The following is a 19,407-nucleotide window of genomic DNA, read 5'->3' on the forward strand; positions in this document are numbered from 1 at the left end:
CATGGTGCTACAGCGTGCCCGCCCCGTTCTCCGGCCGCCCTCACCCCCTCCCCCATCCGCACCCCCTCCGGCCCCGCCTGCCCCCGCCCGGGCAGCCGCCGTGCTGAGCTGGCCGTATGGCAGAGGGACAGGGAACCGGGGCGCGGGCGGGGCGGGGAGCCGGAGGGGCGTTGCTGCCCGAGCCGGCGCGGCGTATCGGGGCCTGGTGTCTGCTGATCCTGCTGGTGACCGCGGTCGCGGTGGTCGTCATCCGGCTGGCGGTGTTCTTCCGGGCGGCCGTGGTGCCGGTGCTGCTCGCGCTGCTCGGGGCCGCGCTGCTCGGGCCGCTGTACCGGTGGCTGGTGCGGCGGCGGCTCAACCAGTCGCTGGCCGCGGGGCTGACGGTGCTCGCCGTGCTCGCGGTGGTCGGCGGGGCCGTGTACATCGTGGTCTCCGCGCTGATCGACACCGGCGGCGAGATCGTCGACTCGCTGCGGGACACCGCCGAGTCGGTCGCCCGGCACTTCGGCGCCGAGGGGACCTCGCTGGACGATCTGACCTCCCGCGCCCGCGAGTTCGGCGGGAAGTTCGGCGGTACGGCCGCCTCCGGGCTGCTCAGCGGGATCAGCGTGGTCGGCGAGTCGATCGCCACGGCGGTGCTCGCCCTGCTGCTGCTCTTCTTCTTCCTGCGCGACTCCGACCGGGCGGTGCGCGCCCTGCACTCGCTGGCGCCCGCGAACTCCGGCTCGCTCCTGGAGGCCATGGCGCGCCGGGCGTTCCGGGCCGTCGAGGGCTTCATGCACGGGACGACGCTGATCGCCCTCATCGACGCCGTCTTCATCACCGTGGGGCTGCTCGTGCTCGGCGTCCCCGGTGCCGTCGGGCTCGGCGCGCTGGTCTTCGTCGGCGCCTACATCCCCTACCTCGGGGCCTTCCTCTCCGGCGCGGTCGCCATCCTGGTCGCGCTCGCCGACCGCGGCTTCGTGATCGCCCTGTGGGTGCTCGGCGTGGTGCTGGCCGTGCAGGTCGTCGAGGGGCACCTGCTCCAGCCGCTGATCCAGTCCCGCACCGTGCAGATGCACCCCGCGATCGTCATGCTCGCCATCGCCGCCGGGGCCTCCGTCGCCGGGATCCTCGGGATGCTGCTCGCCGTGCCGATGACCGCCGCGGGCTTCGGGGTCTACGCCGAGCTGCGCGGCCGCTACTCGGCGGCGGTCGCCGCGTCCCGCGAGGAACCGCCCGGTCCGCCCGGACCGCCCCCGCCGGGCGGCTGACCGGCCGTCCGGCCCGCCGCGCTCCCGCCGCCGCCCGCGCGGGCCCGGCGCCCCCGCCCCCGTACCTCGTGCAGCTCGAACCAGATCGACTTGCCGTCGCCCTGCGGGTCCACCCCCCAGGAGTCCGCGAGCAGGTCCATCAGGACCAGGCCGCGGCCCGAGGAGGCGAGTTCGCCGGGCTGACGCAGATGCGGCAGGTCGTCGCTGGCGTCGCCGACCGAGACCCGCAGCCGCCGCCGGCCCGCCTCCCCGCTGACCACCGCGACCAGCAGGGCGTCGCCGTCGGTGTGCACCAGGACGTTGGTGAGCATCTCCGAGACCATCAGCACCGCCGCGTCGACCTGCTCCGCGTCCGACCAGTCGTGCAGCACCTCCCGCACCTGCTGGCGGGCGCCCGCGACCCGCTCCGGCTCGGCCTGCGCCACGGTCAGGGCCACCCGGCGGGCGGGGGTCAGCTGCTGCGGCCGCTTGTTGCGCCGGACGAGCAGCATCGCGATGTCGTCCTCGCGGCGGTCGGCGAGCGGCCCCGTGGTGTAGTGCGAGGAAGGGCCGTGCACCGCCTGGACCAGGGCCTCGGCGAGGCCTTCGAGGCGCTCGCCGCGGTGCTCCTCCATGATCGTGCGGATCCGCGCCCAGCCGGAGTCCAGATCGTGCCCGCCGGTCTCGATCAGCCCGTCGGTGCACATCAGCATGGTCTCGCCGGTCTCCAGGACCAGCCGGGTGGTCGGATAGTCCGGGTCCGGGTCGATGCCGAGCGGCAGCCCGCCCGCGGTCGGCCGGAGCACCACCGTCCCGTCGGCCATCCGGATCGCCGGGTCCGGGTGCCCGGCCCGGGCGATGTCGAGGATCCCGGTGCCGGGCTGGGCCTCCACGTACAGGCAGGTCGCGAAGCGGGGCTCCGGGTCGGCCTCGGTCTGCGGGTTGAGGCTGTGCGCGACCGAGTCGGAGATCCCGGCGAGGAAGCGGCTGGCCCGCGCGAGCACCGCGTCGGGCCGGTGCCCCTCGGAGGCGTAGGCGCGCAGGGCGATCCGCAGCTGGCCCATCAGCCCCGCGGCGCGCACGTCGTGGCCCTGCACATCGCCGACCACCAGCGCGATCCGCCCGGTCGGCAGCGAGATCATGTCGAACCAGTCGCCGCCGACCTGGAGCCCGCCGCCGGTGGGGACGTAGCGGGCGGCGACCTGGAGTTCGGGGACCTGCGGGCCGAGGGTGGGCAGCATCGCGCGCTGCAGGCCGTCGGTCAGCTCGCGCTCGGTCTCGGCGGTGTTGGCGCGGGTCAGCGCGCCCGCCAGCATCCGGGCCACCGTGGTCAGCACCGAGCGCTCGTCGGGCGTGAAGGAGACCCGGTACGAGAAGGCCGCCATCCACGCCCCGATGGTGCGCCCCGCCACGATCAGCGGCAGGAAGGCCCAGGACTCCCGGCCGAAGGGTTCGGCGAGCGGCCAGGTCACCGGATAGCGGCGCCGGTAGGCCTCCGGCGAGGCCAGGTAGACGGCGCGGCCGGTGCGGACCACCTCGGCGGCCGGGTAGTCGGTCTCCAGGGGCATCGCGGTGAAGGGGTTCTCGTCGCCCTCCGCGTGCCCGTGGTGGCCGATCACGGTGAGCCGGTCGCCCTCCGCCCCGAAGACGGCGAGCCCGTCCGGCGAGAAACCCGGCATCGACAGCCCCGCCGCGACCCGCAGCACCTCCTGGGTGGAGCGCGCCTCGGCGAGCGCCCGCCCCGCGTCGAGCAGGAAGGCCTCGCGGGCGCGGCGCCAGTCGCCGATGACGGGGGCCCGGCCGCCGTCCGCCGAGGGCTCGCTGATCTCCTGGAGGGTGCCGAGCAGCCGGTAGTGCCCGGTCTCCGGGTCCTGGCTGGGCTTGGAGCGGCTGCGGACGGCCCGCAGCACTCGGCCCTCCTCGTCCATGACCCGCAGCCGCACCTCCGTCAGGGTGTCCTCGGCGACCGCGAGCCGTACCACCCCTTCGATCTCGTTCCAGTCCACCGGGTGGAAGCGGGAGCGGGCGCCCGCCTCGGAGAGCGTCACCGGGTGCGCGGGCAGCCCCACGAGCCGGGCCGCCTCGGCGTCCAGCCGTACGGCGCCCGCCGCGGTGTCCCAGTGCCACAGCCCGGTGGCCAGGGTCACCAGAACATCCCTTTCCGGACGGAAGGGATCATCGGTGCGCATTGCCTCACCTTAAGAAGAGGCACCGGAGAGCCGCCACCGAGAGCGGGGCCCGGGCGGGCCCGTACGTACCGGAAACCGCGGCCGCCGCGGACGGTAACCTTGACGGGTCTCACGGCTCCGGCGGGCGCCACCCGCCGCCGGATCCGGGCACCGGGACCACCGGCGCACGAAGCGCGAGCCGGCCCCCGGAACCACGAGGCGCCGGAACGACCGGAACCACCCGAACCCAGGGCACACCCCACTGACGCGAAGACTGGATGAACGACGATGCACCGGTACAGGTCCCACACCTGCGGCGAGCTCCGCGCCTCTGACGTCGGCAGCGACGTCCGGCTGAGCGGCTGGCTGCACAATCGCCGAGACCTGGGCGGCATCCTCTTCATCGATCTGCGCGACCACTACGGCATCACCCAGCTCGTGGCCCGCCCGGGCACCGCCGCCGCCGAGGCGCTGGACAAGCTCTCCAAGGAGACCGTGGTCCGCGTCGACGGCAAGGTCGTCTCCCGCGGCGCCGACAACATCAACGCCGAGCTGCCCACCGGCGAGATCGAGGTGGAGGCCGCCGAGGTCGAGGTGCTCGGCGCGGCAGGACCGCTGCCCTTCACCATCAACACCGAGGACGGGGTGAACGAGGAGCGCCGCCTGGAGTACCGCTTCCTCGACCTGCGCCGCGAGCGCATGCACCGCAACATCATGCTGCGCTCCGCCGTGGTCGCCGCGATCCGCTCGAAGATGACCGCCCTCGGCTTCAACGAGATGGCGACCCCCATCCTCACCGCGACCTCCCCCGAGGGCGCCCGCGACTTCGTCGTCCCCTCCCGCCTGAACCCGGGCCGCTTCTACGCGCTGCCGCAGGCCCCGCAGCAGTTCAAGCAGCTGTTCATGGTCTCCGGCTTCGACCGGTACTTCCAGATCGCGCCCTGCTTCCGCGACGAGGACGCCCGCGCCGACCGCTCGCCCGGCGAGTTCTACCAGCTCGACGTGGAGATGAGCTTCGTCGAGCAGGAGGACGTCTTCCAGCCGATCGAGAAGATGATGACCGAGCTCTTCGAGGAGTTCGGCGGCGGCCGCCACGTCACCTCGCCCTTCCCGCGGATCCCCTTCCGCGAGTCGATGGACAAGTACGGCTCCGACAAGCCGGACCTGCGCGCCCAGCTCGAACTGGTCGACATCACCGACGTCTTCGAGGGCAGCGAGTTCAAGGCCTTCGCCGGCAAGCACGTACGCGCCCTGCCGGTGCCGGCCGTGCAGGACCAGCCCCGCAAGTTCTTCGACCAGCTCGGCGACTACGCCGTCGAGCAGGGCGCCAAGGGCCTCGCCTGGGTCCGCGTCGCCGAGGACGGCTCGCTCTCCGGCCCGATCGCGAAGTTCCTCACCGAGGAGAACGTCAAGGTCCTCACCGAGCGCCTCGGCCTCGCCGCCGGGCACGCCGTCTTCTTCGGCGCGGGCGCGTACGAGGAGGTCTCCAAGATCATGGGCGCGGTCCGCGTCGAGGCCGCCAAGCGCTCCGGCCACTTCGAGGAGGACGTCTTCCGCTTCTGCTGGATCGTCGACTTCCCGATGTACGAGAAGGACGAGGAGACCGGCAAGATCGACTTCTCGCACAACCCCTTCTCGATGCCCCAGGGCGGCATGAAGGACCTGGCGGAGAAGGACCCGCTGGACGTCCTGGCCTGGCAGTACGACATCGTCTGCAACGGCGTCGAGCTCTCCTCCGGCGCCATCCGGAACCACGAGCCGGACATCATGATCAAGGCCTTCGAGATCGCCGGCTACGACCGCGACACCGTGGAGCGCGAGTTCGCGGGCATGCTCCGCGCGCTGCGCTTCGGCGCCCCGCCGCACGGCGGCATCGCCCCCGGCGTCGACCGCATCGTGATGCTCCTCGCCGACGAGCCCAACATCCGCGAGACCATCTCCTTCCCCCTCAACGGCAACGCCCAGGACCTGATGATGGGCGCCCCCACCGAGCTGGAGGAGTCCCGCCTCCGCGAACTCAACATCTCGGTACGCAAGCCCCAGGCGAAGTAGCCGCAGCAGGCGAAGCAGGGGCTTCCGCAGGGGAGTCCGTACGTACGTCCGTACGTACGCGGGAGGGGCCTCCGGTTTCGGCCGGGGGCCCTTTCGCGTACGAGCTCGGCGTACGGCCCCTACCGCCTCACCCGATAGCGGAAGCAGACGACCCCCGAGCCGAAGGCGCGGTTCTCCACCAGTTCGAGATCCACCCGGCGCTCGCTCCGCGGGAAGAACGGGACGCCCCCGCCGACCAGCACCGGGTGGACCCTGGGCCGGTACTCGTCGATCAGCCCCGCGGCGGCGGCCCCGGCGGCGAGCCCCGCGCCGCCGATCGCGATCTCGCCCTCCCCCGGCTCGGCCCGCAGCCGCCCGATCTCCTCCGCCAGACCACCGGAGAGCAGCCGGGCATTGCCCCGCACCGCCGAAAGCGTCCTGGAGAACACCACCTTGGGCAGCGGATTCCACAGCGCCGCCCACGCGCGTTCGGAGTCGTCGAGCCCCGGGTCCTGCTCGGCGGTCTCCCAGTACAGCATCGTCTCGTACAGCCGCCGCCCCATCAGATGGACACCGACCCCCCGGATCTCCTCGGTGACGAACCGGAAGACCTCCGCATCGGGCTCCGACCAGTCGAAGCCGCCGTCCGGCCCGATGATGTACCCGTCGAGCGAGACCCCCATCGCATAGGTCACCTTGCGCATCGCAAACCCTCCCGCACGACCACGGCTCCTGGGGGACCTACTCAACCAGCGAACCGCGCTTCAGGGCTCATGGCGCGCTCAGCTCATCCACGCGCAGCTCGCCGAGGAGGGCGGACCAGGAGGCGGGGGTGAAGCGGAGGACGGGGCTGTCCGTCTGCTCGGAGTCGCGGACGGCGATGACGCCAGGAACGTTTGCCGCGACGTCGACACATGCACCGCCACCGCCGCTGTAGCCGGATGTGGCGAAGTCGAAGGGCGGCGTGGCTGCAACTCCTAGCGGATCTGCTCGATCGGAGCGAAACCCCACGGCCCGACCGGAGTAACCCTCCAGCCGGGCCGCGGTTTCCGCCATGTCGTGAGCCTCTGCGGAGGCTCACCGGAAGGGTGGTCAGCCCCAGACGAACAGGCGCTTGGGCTGTTCCAGGACCGCTGCGATGTCCGCGAGGAACTTCGAGCCGAGTTCGCCGTCGATGAGGCGGTGGTCGAAGGAGAGCGCGAGCGTGGTGACGTGGCGGGGCTTGATCTTGCCCTTGTGGACCCAGGGCTGGAGCTTGATGGCGCCGACCGCGAGGATCGCGGACTCGCCCGGGTTCAGGATGGGCGTACCGGTGTCGACGCCGAAGACGCCGACGTTGGTGATGGTGAGGGTGCCGCCCTGCATGGCGCCCGGGGAGGTCTTGCCCTCCCGGGCGGTGCCGACCAGTTCCGAGAGGGACTGGGCGAGTTGAGGCAGGGACTGCTCGTGCGCGTCCTTGATGTTCGGCACGATCAGGCCGCGCGGGGTGGCGGCGGCGATGCCCAGGTTCACGTAGTGCTTGAGCACGATCTCCTGGGCGGCCTCGTCCCAGGCCGCGTTGACCTCGGGGTTGCGGCGGACCGCGACGAGCAGGGCCTTGGCGATGAGCAGCAGGGGGTTGACCCTGAGGCCCGCCGGCATGCCGTACTCGTCCGGGTTCTTCTTCAGCTCCTCGACCAGGCGCATCGTGCGCGTCACGTCGACCGTGACGAACTCGGTGACATGCGGCGCGGTGAAGGCCGAGCCGACCATCGCCTGGGCGGTCATCTTGCGGACGCCCTTGACCGGGATCCGGGTCTCGCGCGCACCGGCCGCCGAAGCGGTGACCGGGGCGGCGGCCGGAGCCGGGGCGGGCGCCACCGGAGCCTGCGGGGCCGCCGCGGGCGCCGGAGCCACCGCCGCGTGCACGTCCTCGCGGGTGATGATGCCGTCCGGACCGGTGGGCGTGACCGTGGTGAGGTCCACGCCGAGGTCCTTGGCCAGCTTGCGCACCGGCGGCTTGGCCAGCGGGCGGGCACCGGCCGCGGCGGTCGGAGCCGCCGGGGCCGGGGCGGGCGCGGGTGCCGGTTCCGCGACCGGGGCGACCGGGGCCGGGTGGCCGTTCAGCTCGGCCTGCACCGCCGCGGCGGCCGGTTCCGGCTGGGCGGACTTGCGGGGGCGCCGCTTGGTGGAGGACTCGGCGACGCCGTAGCCGACCAGGACCGGTTGGCGGCCCTTGGGCTGCTCGTCGTCGGCGGCGGGGGCGGCGGGCGCGGGCTCCTCGGCGGGGGCGGCCGGGGCCGGGGCCCCGCCGGTGCCGCCGACCTCGACCGTGATGATCGCCTGGCCGACGTCGACGGTGGTGCCCTCCTCGTACCGCAGCTCGCGGACGATGCCGGTGAAGGGGATCGGGAGTTCGACCGCGGCCTTCGCGGTCTCCACCTCGCACACCGCCTGGCCGTCGGTGACCTCGTCACCGGCCTGGACGTACCACTTGAGGATCTCCGCCTCGGTGAGCCCCTCACCGACGTCGGGCATCTTGAACTCGCGTACCTGGGACTGCGTCATGGTGGTCACGCCTCTTCTCAGTACGCCAGCGAGCGGTCGACGGCGTCGAGCACGCGATCCAGACCCGGCAGGTATTCCTCTTCGAGGCGCGCCGGGGGGTACGGGGCGTGGTAGCCGCCGACCCGCAGCACGGGGGCCTCCAGGTGGTAGAAGCACCGCTCGGTGATCCGGGCGGCGATCTCCGCGCCGGTGCCGAGGAAGACCGGCGCCTCGTGCACCACGATCAGGCGGCGGGTCTTCTCCACCGAGGTCTGCACGGTGTCGAAGTCGATCGGGGACATCGAGCGCAGGTCCACGACCTCAAGGGAGCGGCCCTCCTCGGCGGCGGCCGCGGCCGCCTCCAGGCAGACCTTCACCATCGGGCCGTAGGCGACCAGGGTGGCGTCGGTGCCGGGGCGGACCACCTGGGCGCCGTGCAGCGGGGCCGGGATGGCCTCGGTGTCGACCTCGGCGCGGTCCCAGTAGCGCCGCTTGGGCTCGAAGAAGATGACCGGGTCGTCGGACTGGATGGCCTGCTGCATCATCCAGTAGCCGTCGGAGGCGTTCGCGGGGGAGACCACCTTGAGGCCCGCGACATGCGCGAAGAGCGCCTCCGGGGACTCCGAGTGGTGCTCGACCGCGCCGATGCCGCCGCCGTAGGGGATGCGGATGACGACCGGCAGCTTGATCTTGCCGAGCGCGCGGGCGTGCATCTTCGCCAGCTGGGTGACGATCTGGTCGTACGCGGGGAAGACGAAACCGTCGAACTGGATCTCCACGACGGGGCGGTAGCCGCGCAGCGCCAGGCCGATCGCGGTGCCGACGATGCCGGACTCGGCGAGCGGGGTGTCGATGACCCGGTCCTCGCCGAAGTCCTTCTGGAGCCCGTCGGTGACGCGGAAGACGCCGCCGAGCTTGCCGACGTCCTCGCCCATGACGAGGACCTTCGGGTCCGTCTCCAGCGCGGTGCGCAGCGAGACGTTGATCGCCTTGGCGAGGGGGAGTTTCTCCACGGCCATGGTCACTTGCCCTCGCCTTCGGCACCGGTGTCCGCGAACGACGCCTGGTAGGCGGCGAACTGCGCACGCTCCTCGTCGACGAGCGCGTGCCCGTCGGCGTAGACGTTCTCGAAGATGGCCAGGTGATCCGGGTCGGGCATCGACCGCACCACCTCGCGCACCCGCTGGCCCAGGGTCTCGCTCTCCTCCTCGAGCTCCGTGAAGAAGGCCTCGTCGGCGTGCTTCTCGGACTCCAGGTAGGCGCGCAGCCGGGCGATCGGGTCCTTGGCCTCCCAGGACTGCCGCTCGTCGTCGTGGCGGTAGCGGGTCGGGTCGTCGGAGGTGGTGTGGGCGCCCATCCGGTAGGTGAACGCCTCGACCAGGGTGGGCCCCTCGCCGCGGCGCGCACGCTCCAGCGCCCACCGGGTCACGGCGAGGCAGGCCAGTACGTCGTTGCCGTCGACGCGGACGCCGGGGAAGCCGTAGCCCTGGGCGCGCTGGTAGAGCGGCACCCGGGTCTGCTTCTCGGTCGGCTCCGAGATCGCCCACTGGTTGTTCTGGCAGAAGAAGACGACCGGGGCGTTGTAGACCGCGGAGAAGGTGAAGGCCTCCGCGACATCGCCCTGGCTGGAGGCGCCGTCGCCGAAGTAGGCGACCACCGCGGAGTCCGCGCCGTCCTTGGCCACGCCCATCGCGTAGCCCGTGGCGTGCAGCGCCTGCGAGCCGATCACGATGGTGTACAGGTGGAAGTTGTTGCTGTTCGGGTCCCAGCCGCCGTTGTTCACGCCGCGGAACATGCCGAGCAGGTTGGTGGGGTCGACCCCGCGGCACCAGGCGACGCCGTGCTCGCGGTAGGTCGGGAAGACGTAGTCGTCCTCGCGGGTGGCCCGGCCCGAGCCGATCTGCGCCGCCTCCTGGCCGAGCAGCGAGGCCCACAGGCCCAGCTCGCCCTGGCGCTGCAGCGAGGTCGCCTCCGCGTCGAAGCGGCGGGTGAGGACCATGTCGCGGTACAGGCCGCGCAGCTCCTCGGGCGTGATGTCCTCGACGTACTGCTCGTACTCGGGCTGCTCGACCCGCTTGCCCGCGGGCGTCAGCAGCTGTACGAGGTCGGTCTCCGGCTGTGCGGCGGGCGCGGCCTTGCCTGCGGCGGCCTTCTTCGTACCGGCTGCCTTCTTCGCGGGGGCTGCCTTCTTCGCGCTGGCGCGCTGGTTGCCACCGGTGCGGCGTGGTTTCCGCTCGGCAGTGCTCTCCACGGTCACGTGTGCTCCTCCGTCGGTCCGGCCCCCGGGATCTGCCGGGAGCCGGTGTCTCCCCGGCTCCGAGAAGCAGGGAAGGGCGGCTCGCCTGCTGTCCGTCCCGCGCACGGGGTGGGTGCGGCTCGACCGGAAGCAGGCAGTGAACAGGAAATAACGCACGTTCCGGCGAGCCCTGCACAGGGCACGTTACCCAGTGCTTCGCACATCCGCGATCCCCCCTCTGACCTGCGTTTTTACTTGGATTTCCAAGTAAAACGAGGCGAGGGGACCAGCCGCTGGTCACAGCTTTGCCGTGAGCCGGAACACGCGAACGTTATCCCGGTCACCCCGGACTCGGGAAGAGTCGGCTTGTTGACGCGGGCCGGACGCCGGACGGACCCCCTGCTACCCCGGGCCCGTCCCGGGATCCTCTCGGAAAGCTCCGTTCTTGTCGTGGTGTGACTCCGTCCTTGTGTGACACTGACAGCGTGCCTGAAAACGGACTGAATGTGCCAGATCCGGATATGCGCGACCCCGCTGTCGACCCCCAGGGCGGTGGTCCGATCCGGGTCTTCCTGCTCGACGACCACGAGGTGGTGCGGCGCGGCATCCACGAGCTGCTGGCCGGCGAGGGCGACATCGAGGTGATCGGCGAGGCCGGTACCGCCGCCGACGCCCGGGCCCGCATCCCGGCCGCCCGCCCCGACGTGGCCGTCCTCGACGTGCGGCTGCCCGACGGCAGCGGCGTGGAGGTCTGCCGCGAGATCCGCTCCGCCGACGAGAGCATCAAATGCCTGATGCTCACCTCCTACGCCGACGACGAGGCCCTCTTCGACGCGATCATGGCCGGGGCCAGCGGCTACGTCCTCAAGGCGATCCGCGGCAGCGAACTGCTCTCGGCGGTACGCGATGTCGCCGCCGGCAAGTCGCTGCTCGACCCGGTGGCGACCGCCCGGGTCCTGGAGCGCCTGCGCGACGGCAAGACCGGCGAGCAGGACGACCAGCTCGCCGACCTGACCGACCAGGAGCGCCGCATCCTCGCCCTGATCGGCGAGGGCATGACCAACCGCGCCATCGGCGAGCAGCTCCACCTCGCCGAGAAGACCATCAAGAACTACGTCTCCAGCCTGCTGTCCAAGCTCGGCATGCAGCGCCGCTCCCAGGCCGCCGCCTTCGTCGCGCGGCGGGAGGCGGAGAAGGGCGGACCGGGGCAGCAGCCCTGAGGTTCGTCGGCCGGGGGTTCGTACGGAGACCTGTCGGCCTGGGGCCCGTGCGGAGGCCCCTCGCCGCGGCGCCGGCTTCGGGATTCGTCGTGGTGCTCCGCCTTCGTGCGGCCGCGTCCGGATTGGGCTCACTCGGGACTTACGGCCCCGGAACCGGGGCCCGGGGCCTCTAAAGCCGGGCCCCCGCGGCGGGCGACATTGGTGTACATGCCCAGCCACGAACAGCGCGCGATCCACCTGCTCAGCCGCTCCGCATACGGACGCCTGGCCGCGAGCAGGCGTGCCATGCCCTTCGTGGTCGCCGCGCGGCACATCGTGGCCGACGGCCATCTGATGCTCCGGATGCACAAGGGGCACGGCTACCACGAGGCCGTCATCGGCTCCGTGGTCGCCTACGGCGCCGACAATGTCGCGACCACCGCGCCCGGCGCGGGCCAGTGGGCGGTCCAGGTCATCGGCACCGGGGAGGCGGTCCGGCCCACGGACGAGCAGATCACCCGCTTCGGGCCCGGCCCCGGCACGGTCGACGGGGCGCCCTTCGATCCGGTCTACGTGCGGCTGACCCCGCAGTTCGTGACCACCCACTCCGCCGACGACGGCCTGGAGCGCGACTTCGCACGGCTGGAGCAGCGGGAGCGCTCGGCCGGTTCGATCCCGGGGCCCCGCCCGTCACCGGAGTCGCCGGGGGCGCACTGAACCGCTCCGGTCCACGACCACTCCGGTCCGACGGGGCACGACCGCTACGGTCCGCCGGGGCACGACCGCTACGGTCCGCTCCCGGACCTCTCCGATGCGCTCCCGGACCTCTCCGGACCGCTCCCGGACAGCTCCGGACCGCTCCCGCTCAGAAGCCCTCGTCGTCCTCGTCCGGGGTCTCGCCGGTGGGGACACCCGGGCCGCCGCCGACATTGCCGCCGTCGGTCTCGGTGGGGGTGTCGGTGGGTTCGTCCGTCGGCTCGGTCGGCTCGTCGGTGGGCTCGCCGGTCGGCTCGGTCGGGGTCTCGTCGGTCGGCTCGTCCGTCGGTTCGCTCGGCTCGTCGGTGGGCGTGACGTCGGTCTGGCCGCCGGTGTTGCCGCCGGGGTCGGTCTGCTCGTCCGTGGTCTCCTCGGTCGGCTCCTCGCTGGGCTCCGAGGTGTCCTCGCTGGGCGAGTCGGTGACCGACTGGTCCGGGTCGGGCTTCTTGCCGTTGTCGTTGCCGCTCAGCGCGAGGCCGAGGCCGACGCCCAGGCCGATCAGCGCGAGCAGCACCAGGACCCAGATCCAGGCGCGCCCGCGGCCGCCCCGGCCGGAGCCGCCGCCCTCGCGGTAGCTGCCGCCCCCGCCGTCGAAGCCGCCGTCGTCCCCGCCGATCGGGCGCAGCATGGGCTGCGGGACCGGCCGGGTGCCGTAGTCGGGGTGCTGCTGCGCGGCCGCGCCGGGGACGCCCATGGCGGGGGTGACGCCGCCCTCGTGCATGGTGACGGGGCCGGTGTTCCAGGTGCCGGTGTGGCTGCCCCGGTCGTAGAGCATCTGGAGGCCGTACTGGACGAGGGCCCGCATCTCCTCGGCGGTCTGGAAGCGGTCGTCGGGGTCCTTGGCCAGCGAGCGCATGACGAGCCCGTCCAGCTCCGGCGGGGCCTCGTCCGCGTACTCCGAGGGCGGCACCGGCATGTCCTGGACGTGCTGGTACACCACGGACAGCGGGGTCTCGCCGGTGAACGGCGGGCGCAGCGCGAGGAGTTCGTAGAGCAGGCAGCCGGTGGCGTAGAGGTCGCTGCGGTGGTCGACGGCCTTGCCGAGGGCCTGCTCGGGGGAGAGGTACTGCGGGGTGCCCATCACCATGCCGGTCTGGGTCATGGTGGACTGCGCGCCGTGCAGGGCGCGGGCGATGCCGAAGTCCATCACCTTGACCGCGCCCGAGGTGGTGATGATCACGTTCGCGGGCTTGATGTCGCGGTGCACGATGCCGTGCTGGTGCGAGTAGGCGAGCGCCTCCAGGACACCGGAGACGATGATCAGCGCCTGCTCCGGGCCGGGCGCCTCGGCGTTGATCAGCAGGTCGCGGATGGTGCGGCCCTCGACCAGCTCCATCACGATGTACGGGACGGTGTTGCCCCCGACGACGTCCTCGCCGGAGTCGTAGACCGCCACCACGGCATGGTGGTTGAGCCCGGCGACCGACTGGGCCTCGCGCGTGAAGCGGGCCTTGGAGACCGGGTCCTCGGCGAGGTCGGCGCGGAGCAGCTTGACGGCGACGGTGCGGCCGAGGCGGACGTCCTCGGCGGCGAAGACCTCCGCCATGCCGCCGCGGCCGAGGCGGTGGGTCAGCCGGTACCGGCCGTCACCCACCAGCCCGTTATTACCCCACAACTCGGGCGCATCGGACATTCCGCCAGTCGCTTCGGGGTCGGGCGAGCCCTGAGAGCGCTGCGTCTGTGCCATCAGTCCTCGCCGTCGTCATCATCCGCGATCCGCGCGGGCGTTGCTTCACCGTCTTGGCCCGCCCACGCTACAGCCTCCTCATGACAGGCCGTCCCCCCTTGCACCGAGGGCGCCCCCGCGAGGCCCGGACCGGCGCCCGCAGCACCCCGGGATGTGCCGCACCCGACACGGCTGTAACGCTTGCGCGACGCTTCTTGCCCGTACGGTCACGGAACGGGCACCGAGCTTGACGTGTCAGAGGCCTCGGGCAGACTTGGCCAGTAATCAGAGTTACCGATCACCAGCCGCGGGGCAGGAGCCACCGCCACGCGCCGATGGGGGACGCACGACATGAGTCAGGACGGCGCGCAGGGCCGCTATGCGGGGGGATCGGTCGCCGCGGGCCGCTACCAGCTCCGCAATCTGCTCGGCGAGGGCGGCATGGCCTCGGTCCACCTTGCCTACGACTCGGTGCTCGACCGGCACGTCGCCATCAAGACCCTGCACACCGAACTCGGCCGTGAACCCGCCTTCCGCGAGCGCTTCCGCCGCGAGGCCCAGTCCGTGGCCCGGCTCACCCACGCCAACATCGTCTCCGTCTTCGACACCGGCGAGGACGTCCTCGACGGCGCCACCACCCCGTACATCGTCATGGAGTACATCGAGGGCAAGCCGCTCGGCTCGGTCCTCGACGCGGACGTCGCGCAGTACGGCGCGATGCCCGCCGATCGTGCCCTGAAGATCACCGCGGATGTGCTGGCAGCGCTCGAAATCAGCCACGAGATGGGCCTGGTGCACCGGGACATCAAGCCCGGCAACGTCATGATGACCAAGCGGAACGTGGTCAAGGTGATGGACTTCGGCATCGCCCGCGCGATGCAGTCCGGGGTCACCTCGATGACGCAGACCGGCATGGTCGTCGGCACCCCGCAGTACCTCTCCCCCGAGCAGGCCCTCGGCCGCGGCGTCGACGCCCGCAGCGACCTGTACTCGGTCGGCATCATGCTCTTCCAGCTGACCACCGGGCGCCTGCCCTTCGAGGCGGACTCCCCGCTGGCCATCGCCTACGCGCACGTCCAGGAGGAGCCGGTCGCGCCCTCCTCCATCAACCGCGCGCTGCCCCCCGCAGTGGACGCCATCGTCGCCCGCGCCCTGCGCAAGAACCCCAACGAGCGCTTCCCGAGCGCCGAGTCGATGCGCGAGGAGTGCCTGCGCATCGCCCAGTCCCTCCAGCCCGCCGCCCCGAGCATCGTGCCGGGCGCGCAGACGGCGAACGGCTCCGGCGTCGGCTCGGCCGTCTTCCCGCCGGTCGACGGCACGGTCCCGCCCGGCGGCCACGTCCAGAGCCCGTACCAGCAGGGCGGTTACACCACGCCCGCGCCGACCCCGGGGTACGGCTACCCGCAGCAGGGCGGGTACCAGACCCCGGCCCCGGCCGCGTACCAGCCGCAGGGGCCGAGCACCCCGGCGCCGTACCAGATGGGCGGTCCGACCTCGATCGGCCCCGCGGGCGGCGGCAAGAAGAGCAATATGCCGGTCGTCGTCGGCTCCATCGTGGTCGCCCTGCTCGCCATCGGCGGCCTCATCACCGCGCTCGCGCTCTCCGGCGGCGGCGGTGACGGCGGCAAGGAGGAGGACACCAAGAGCCCGGTGGCCGGTCACCGGGGGCCCAACCCGGACGACACCATCGAGACCACCAAGTGCACCGAGCCGCAGATCGCCGACAACGACGAGAACCGGCTCCAGGTCCCCGACCTGACCTACACCAACCTCAAGTCGGTGCAGGCCTGCCTCCAGGCGGCCGGCTGGCGCTCGGACATCACCCGGGTCGACGAGAACACCTACGGCGAGGACACCGTGATGCGGCAGTCCCCGAAGGCCGGCACCGAGTTCGACAAGGGCGATCCACCGGAGCTCCAGCTCGACGTCTCGACGGGCAACCCGCCGCAGGGCTGACCCCGGGACGGGACATCACCAGCTCGGCAGAGAAGCCCGGGACCTCGGCAGACAGGTCCCGGGCTTCTCTCGTCGGCTGAACGCCACTACTGGTACGGGCCCGACTCCTCGCCGGCTACGGGCTGGACGCGCGGCCGTCCTCGTCGGGCCCCGGACCGTACGGCCCGCTTCCTCCTCGGGCCCCGGGCTGTACGGGCCCGGCCGAGCGGCTCGGCTACAGGTAGGGTCCGCCCGAGCGTCCGGCGGCGGGGCCGAGGTGCTGGTCGTCCTCCTCGCCGCCCATACCGGGCGGCAGCGCGCGCCGCATCTGCTCCAACTGGGCGCGGGCCGCCATCTGCTGGGCGAAGAGCGTGGTCTGGATCCCGTGGAAGAGCCCCTCCAGCCAGCCCACCAACTGCGCCTGCGCGATACGCAGTTCCGCGTCGCTCGGGGTGGCCTCCTCGGTGAAGGGCAGCGAGAGCCGCTCCAGCTCCTCGACCAGCTCGGGCGCGAGGCCGTCCTCCAGCTCCTTGACCGAACTGGCGTGGATCTCCTTCAGCCGCTGACGGCTCGCCTCGTCCAGCGGAGCCGCCCGCACCTCTTCGAGCAGCTGCTTGATCATGCTGCCGATGCGCATGACCTTGGCGGGCTGTTCCACCATGTCGGTCACCGGGACCTCGCGGGAGTCGTCGTCCCCACCACCGAGCGCCATCCCGTCCTGGCCCACGACCAGGACCTGGGGGTTCTCCGACGATCTTTCGTTCCTCGGCATCTCCATGCGGCCATTGTCGCTCACCGCCCCGGCCGTGCACCGTGCCGCCCCGGTCAGCCGCCCTCCGCGCGCCGCCGGGGCCGCGGCGAAGGCTCAGCCGCGGCGCACCCGCACCCCGAGAAAGCCGAGACCCAGTCCGATCAGGACCATCCCGACGCCGAGCGGCAGCACATCGATGAGCGGTTCGGCGGCGCCCGCGGCCGGGGTCCCGGGCGCCGTGCCGTCCCGGCCCTCCCCGGGCCCCGGCGAAACGGAGCCCGCCGCCTCGTCCTCCGGCGACCGCGGGGCGGCCTGCGAGGACGGGTCGCGCGGGGACCGGTCGTGCGGGGACGCCGCCTCCGGGTGCCGAGCCGCGTCCTCCTCGCCCCGGCCGCGCCCGGAGGCGGAGGGCGTCGCCGCGCCGGGATCCCGGGGGCCGCGGGTGGCGGAGGGCGCCGGGGAGGACTCCCCCGGGCGGTTCCCCTGACCGGGGCGTTCCGGTGCCTCACTGCGGCCGGGGCGGTCACGGCCCTCGCCCGGACGGCTTCCGGCACGGGAGTCACCGGGGTGGGGTTCTCCGGGGTGCGGTTCTCCGGGGTGCGGTTCTCCGGGGCGGGGTTCCGTGAAGTGGGCTTCGCCTGGGCGGAGTTGGTCGGGGTGGAGTTCGCCGGGGCGGAGTTCGCCGGGGCGGAGTTCGCCGGATCGGGACTCGGGGTGCAGGGCGTCCGGGGGGCCGCCCGGCAGCCGGTCCAGCAGAGCACCGGGGAGGCCGCCGGGCTGGTCGCCCGACCAGGCGGGGGCGGCGGCGGTGCCGGGTCGCAGGAGCAGGAGCGAGGGGAGCGAGGAGAGGGAGGCGAACGCGGATTCCGCGGGGTTCTGGGTCGCTTCGTCCGTACGGTTCCGGTCGGCGTCCTCGGTGCGGGTCCGGGGGGCGTCCTCCGTACGGTTCCGGGTCCATGCGGGGTCGAGGCCGGGCAGCGGCGCGGGAGGGAGGGGGGCCGCCGCGGTGCGCGGTGCGGAGTGCGGTCCGGCGGGGGCGTACGGCCCCGGGCGTACCCCCGGGGCAACACCACTCGGACGAGTGAGCGGGGCGAGGTGCGGTGCCGCGGTCACGGCGGAGGGCATCGCGGTACTGGCGGCCAGGGGAGGACTGGCGGCCAGGGAAGAGCGGACGGTCAGGAAAGGGCTCGCGGTCAAGGAAGGGCTGGCGGTCAGAGAAGGGCTCGCTGCCGAGGAAGGGCTGGCTTCGGCCGGGGTGGGGGCGAGCAGCAGGGCGGCCAGGGCGAGGGGGAGTCCGGCGGCGGGGGCGGACCGTAGTCCCGGTCCGCCCCGGAGTCGGGTCCTGGTCTCGGGCGGGCGCGAGGACGTCGCGGTACGCCTGCGTGTGCCGGGCCCGCTCTGCGTACGGGGCTCGCCGCGCGTGCCGAGCCGACTGCCCGTCTCGAACTGGCCGTCTGTCTTGAGTTGACTGCCCGTCTCGAACCGACTGCCCATCTCGAACCGACTGCCCATCTCGAACCGACTGTCCGTCTCGAACTGACTGTCCGTCTCGAACTGACTGTCCGTCTCGAACTGACTGTCCGTCTCGAACCGACTGCCCGTCTCGAACTGACTGTGCGTACGGAGATGGCTGGGCGTACGGAGCTGGCTGTGCCGTTCAGTCACGACGGCGGCCCCCTCAGGGTCGTACCGAAACCGCCAAGATCAACGCGGTCAGCTTCACATGAGGGGGTGGGTCCGGCATCCGGGGTGGGCCGGGCGGAGCAGCGGCCCGGCGGCCCGGCGCCCGGCACCGGGCCACTCCCGGCGCCGGGCCACTCCGGGCTGGGTCAGCGGGTCAGCGGGTCAGCGGGTCAGCGGGTCAGCGGGTCAGCGGGTCAGCGGGTCAGGAGGACCTTGCCGATGTGGCTGCCGGAGTCCAGGACGCGGTGGCCCTCGGCGGCCTGGCTGAGCGGGATGCGGCGGTCGATGACCGGGCGGATCTGGCCCGCCTCGACCAGCGGCCAGACGTGCTCCCGTACCGCCGCGATGATCGCCGACTTCTCGGCGACGGGGCGGGTGCGGAGCGAGGTGGCGGTGACCGCGCCCCGCTTGGCGAGCAGGGCGCCGAGGTTGATCTCGGCCTTGGTGCCGCCCTGGAGCCCGATGATGGCGAGACGGCCGTTGCGGGCCAGCGCCTTGATGTTCCGCTCCAGGTACTTGGCGCCCATGATGTCGAGGATGACATCGGCCCCGGCACCGTCCGTGGCGGCCTTGACCTCCGCCACGAAGTCCTGCTCCCGGTAGTTGACGAGGATCTCGGCGCCGAGCGCGGCGCACTGTGCGAGCTTCTCCGCGCTGCCCGCCGTCACGGCCACCTTGGCACCCACCGCCTTGCCGAGCTGGATGGCCATGGTGCCGATGCCGCTCGCGCCGCCGTGCACGAGAAGGGTCTCGCCGGGGCGCAGGTGGGCCACCATGAAGACGTTCGACCAGACGGTGCTGGTGACCTCGGGCAGCGCGGCGGCGTCGGCGAGGTCCACCCCCGCGGGTACCGGCAGCAACTGCCCTGCCGGTACCGCCACTTGCTCCGCGTAGCCGCCACCGGCCAGCAGTGCGCAGACCTCGTCGCCGACCGCCCAGCCCGCGACCCCGGGGCCGAGCGCGGTGATCCGGCCCGCGCATTCCAGGCCGGGGTAGGGCGAGGCGCCGGGCGGCGGGTCGTAGAAGCCCTGCCGTTGCAGCAGATCGGCGCGGTTCACGGCGGCGGCGGCCACCTCGATCAGCACCTCCCCCTCGCCGGGGGTCGGATCGGGGACCTCGGCCCAGACGAGCGCGTCCGGTCCGCCGGGCTCGGGAATCGTCATCGCGTACATGAGGACGACGCTACCGCCGACCCCCCGGCCGACCCGCGGTCCTCCGCTGTGG

Annotated in this window: 15 protein-coding genes; 5 read left to right on the forward strand and 10 right to left on the reverse strand. The window is 72.7% G+C overall.

What is annotated here, in order from left to right:
• Nucleotides 1–116: 116 nt before the first annotated feature.
• The gene (locus MID12_RS15390; RefSeq protein ID WP_052482375.1) at nucleotides 117–1,253 is read left to right on the forward strand and encodes an AI-2E family transporter; all 1,137 of its coding nucleotides are present in this window, start codon (nucleotides 117–119) and stop codon (nucleotides 1,251–1,253) included.
• On the opposite strand, the gene MID12_RS15395 is transcribed toward MID12_RS15390, so the two are convergent.
• On the reverse strand, nucleotides 1,181–3,421 hold the full coding sequence (locus tag MID12_RS15395; protein WP_263167844.1) for a SpoIIE family protein phosphatase: 2,241 nt from the start codon (nucleotides 3,419–3,421) through the stop codon (nucleotides 1,181–1,183). The genes MID12_RS15390 and MID12_RS15395 overlap by 73 nt on opposite strands.
• A gap of 267 nt (nucleotides 3,422–3,688) precedes the next feature.
• On the opposite strand from MID12_RS15395, the gene aspS reads away from it, so the two are divergent.
• Complete coding sequence (aspS, locus tag MID12_RS15400) at nucleotides 3,689–5,452, forward strand: aspartate--tRNA ligase (protein ID WP_040251038.1); 1,764 nt, start codon at nucleotides 3,689–3,691, stop codon at nucleotides 5,450–5,452.
• 119 nt (nucleotides 5,453–5,571) lie between these two features.
• Here the strand turns inward: aspS and MID12_RS15405 are convergent, their stop codons facing one another.
• The 5 genes from MID12_RS15405 to pdhA form a co-directional block, all read right to left on the reverse strand.
• Complete coding sequence (locus MID12_RS15405) at nucleotides 5,572–6,135, reverse strand: dihydrofolate reductase family protein (RefSeq protein WP_263167847.1); 564 nt, start codon at nucleotides 6,133–6,135, stop codon at nucleotides 5,572–5,574.
• A 67-nt stretch (nucleotides 6,136–6,202) separates the two neighbouring features.
• On the reverse strand, nucleotides 6,203–6,487 hold the full coding sequence (locus MID12_RS15410) for a DUF397 domain-containing protein (protein WP_317633388.1): 285 nt from the start codon (nucleotides 6,485–6,487) through the stop codon (nucleotides 6,203–6,205).
• A gap of 36 nt (nucleotides 6,488–6,523) precedes the next feature.
• Nucleotides 6,524–7,987 carry a dihydrolipoamide acetyltransferase family protein gene (locus MID12_RS15415; RefSeq protein ID WP_263167849.1) on the reverse strand — a complete coding sequence of 488 codons (1,464 nt, stop codon included), beginning with the start codon at nucleotides 7,985–7,987 and terminating at the stop codon, nucleotides 6,524–6,526.
• A gap of 8 nt (nucleotides 7,988–7,995) precedes the next feature.
• Complete coding sequence (locus MID12_RS15420) at nucleotides 7,996–8,976, reverse strand: alpha-ketoacid dehydrogenase subunit beta (protein ID WP_040251043.1); 981 nt, start codon at nucleotides 8,974–8,976, stop codon at nucleotides 7,996–7,998.
• A 2-nt stretch (nucleotides 8,977–8,978) separates the two neighbouring features.
• Nucleotides 8,979–10,214 carry a pyruvate dehydrogenase (acetyl-transferring) E1 component subunit alpha gene (pdhA, locus tag MID12_RS15425; RefSeq protein WP_263167851.1) on the reverse strand — a complete coding sequence of 412 codons (1,236 nt, stop codon included), beginning with the start codon at nucleotides 10,212–10,214 and terminating at the stop codon, nucleotides 8,979–8,981.
• A gap of 500 nt (nucleotides 10,215–10,714) precedes the next feature.
• Here pdhA and MID12_RS15430 point away from each other — a divergent pair, with 500 nt between their 5' ends.
• Nucleotides 10,715–11,413, forward strand: coding sequence for a response regulator (locus tag MID12_RS15430; protein ID WP_263167853.1), 699 nt, complete (start codon nucleotides 10,715–10,717; stop codon nucleotides 11,411–11,413).
• 207 nt (nucleotides 11,414–11,620) lie between these two features.
• Nucleotides 11,621–12,109, forward strand: coding sequence for a pyridoxamine 5'-phosphate oxidase family protein (locus tag MID12_RS15435; RefSeq protein WP_063778657.1), 489 nt, complete (start codon nucleotides 11,621–11,623; stop codon nucleotides 12,107–12,109).
• 148 nt (nucleotides 12,110–12,257) lie between these two features.
• On the opposite strand, the gene MID12_RS15440 is transcribed toward MID12_RS15435, so the two are convergent.
• Nucleotides 12,258–13,835, reverse strand: a complete 1,578-nt coding sequence (locus MID12_RS15440; RefSeq protein ID WP_078844994.1) for a protein kinase domain-containing protein — start codon at nucleotides 13,833–13,835, stop codon at nucleotides 12,258–12,260.
• Nucleotides 13,836–14,165: 330 nt separating this feature from the next.
• Here MID12_RS15440 and MID12_RS15445 point away from each other — a divergent pair, with 330 nt between their 5' ends.
• Nucleotides 14,166–15,770 carry a protein kinase domain-containing protein gene (locus tag MID12_RS15445; RefSeq protein ID WP_263167856.1) on the forward strand — a complete coding sequence of 535 codons (1,605 nt, stop codon included), beginning with the start codon at nucleotides 14,166–14,168 and terminating at the stop codon, nucleotides 15,768–15,770.
• Between the two features lie 214 nt (nucleotides 15,771–15,984).
• On the opposite strand, the gene MID12_RS15450 is transcribed toward MID12_RS15445, so the two are convergent.
• The 3 genes from MID12_RS15450 to MID12_RS15460 form a co-directional block, all read right to left on the reverse strand.
• Complete coding sequence (locus MID12_RS15450) at nucleotides 15,985–16,527, reverse strand: bacterial proteasome activator family protein (RefSeq protein WP_263167859.1); 543 nt, start codon at nucleotides 16,525–16,527, stop codon at nucleotides 15,985–15,987.
• Nucleotides 16,528–16,614: 87 nt separating this feature from the next.
• Nucleotides 16,615–17,625: a hypothetical protein gene (locus tag MID12_RS15455; protein WP_263167861.1), complete on the reverse strand. Its 1,011-nt coding sequence runs from the start codon at nucleotides 17,623–17,625 to the stop codon at nucleotides 16,615–16,617.
• Nucleotides 17,626–18,377: 752 nt separating this feature from the next.
• The gene (locus MID12_RS15460) at nucleotides 18,378–19,355 is read right to left on the reverse strand and encodes an NAD(P)H-quinone oxidoreductase (protein WP_040251061.1); all 978 of its coding nucleotides are present in this window, start codon (nucleotides 19,353–19,355) and stop codon (nucleotides 18,378–18,380) included.
• Nucleotides 19,356–19,407 lie beyond the last annotated feature (52 nt).

Source organism: Streptomyces sp. SCSIO ZS0520 (genome assembly GCF_025643355.1).
GTDB classification, from domain to species: domain Bacteria; phylum Actinomycetota; class Actinomycetes; order Streptomycetales; family Streptomycetaceae; genus Streptomyces; species Streptomyces physcomitrii.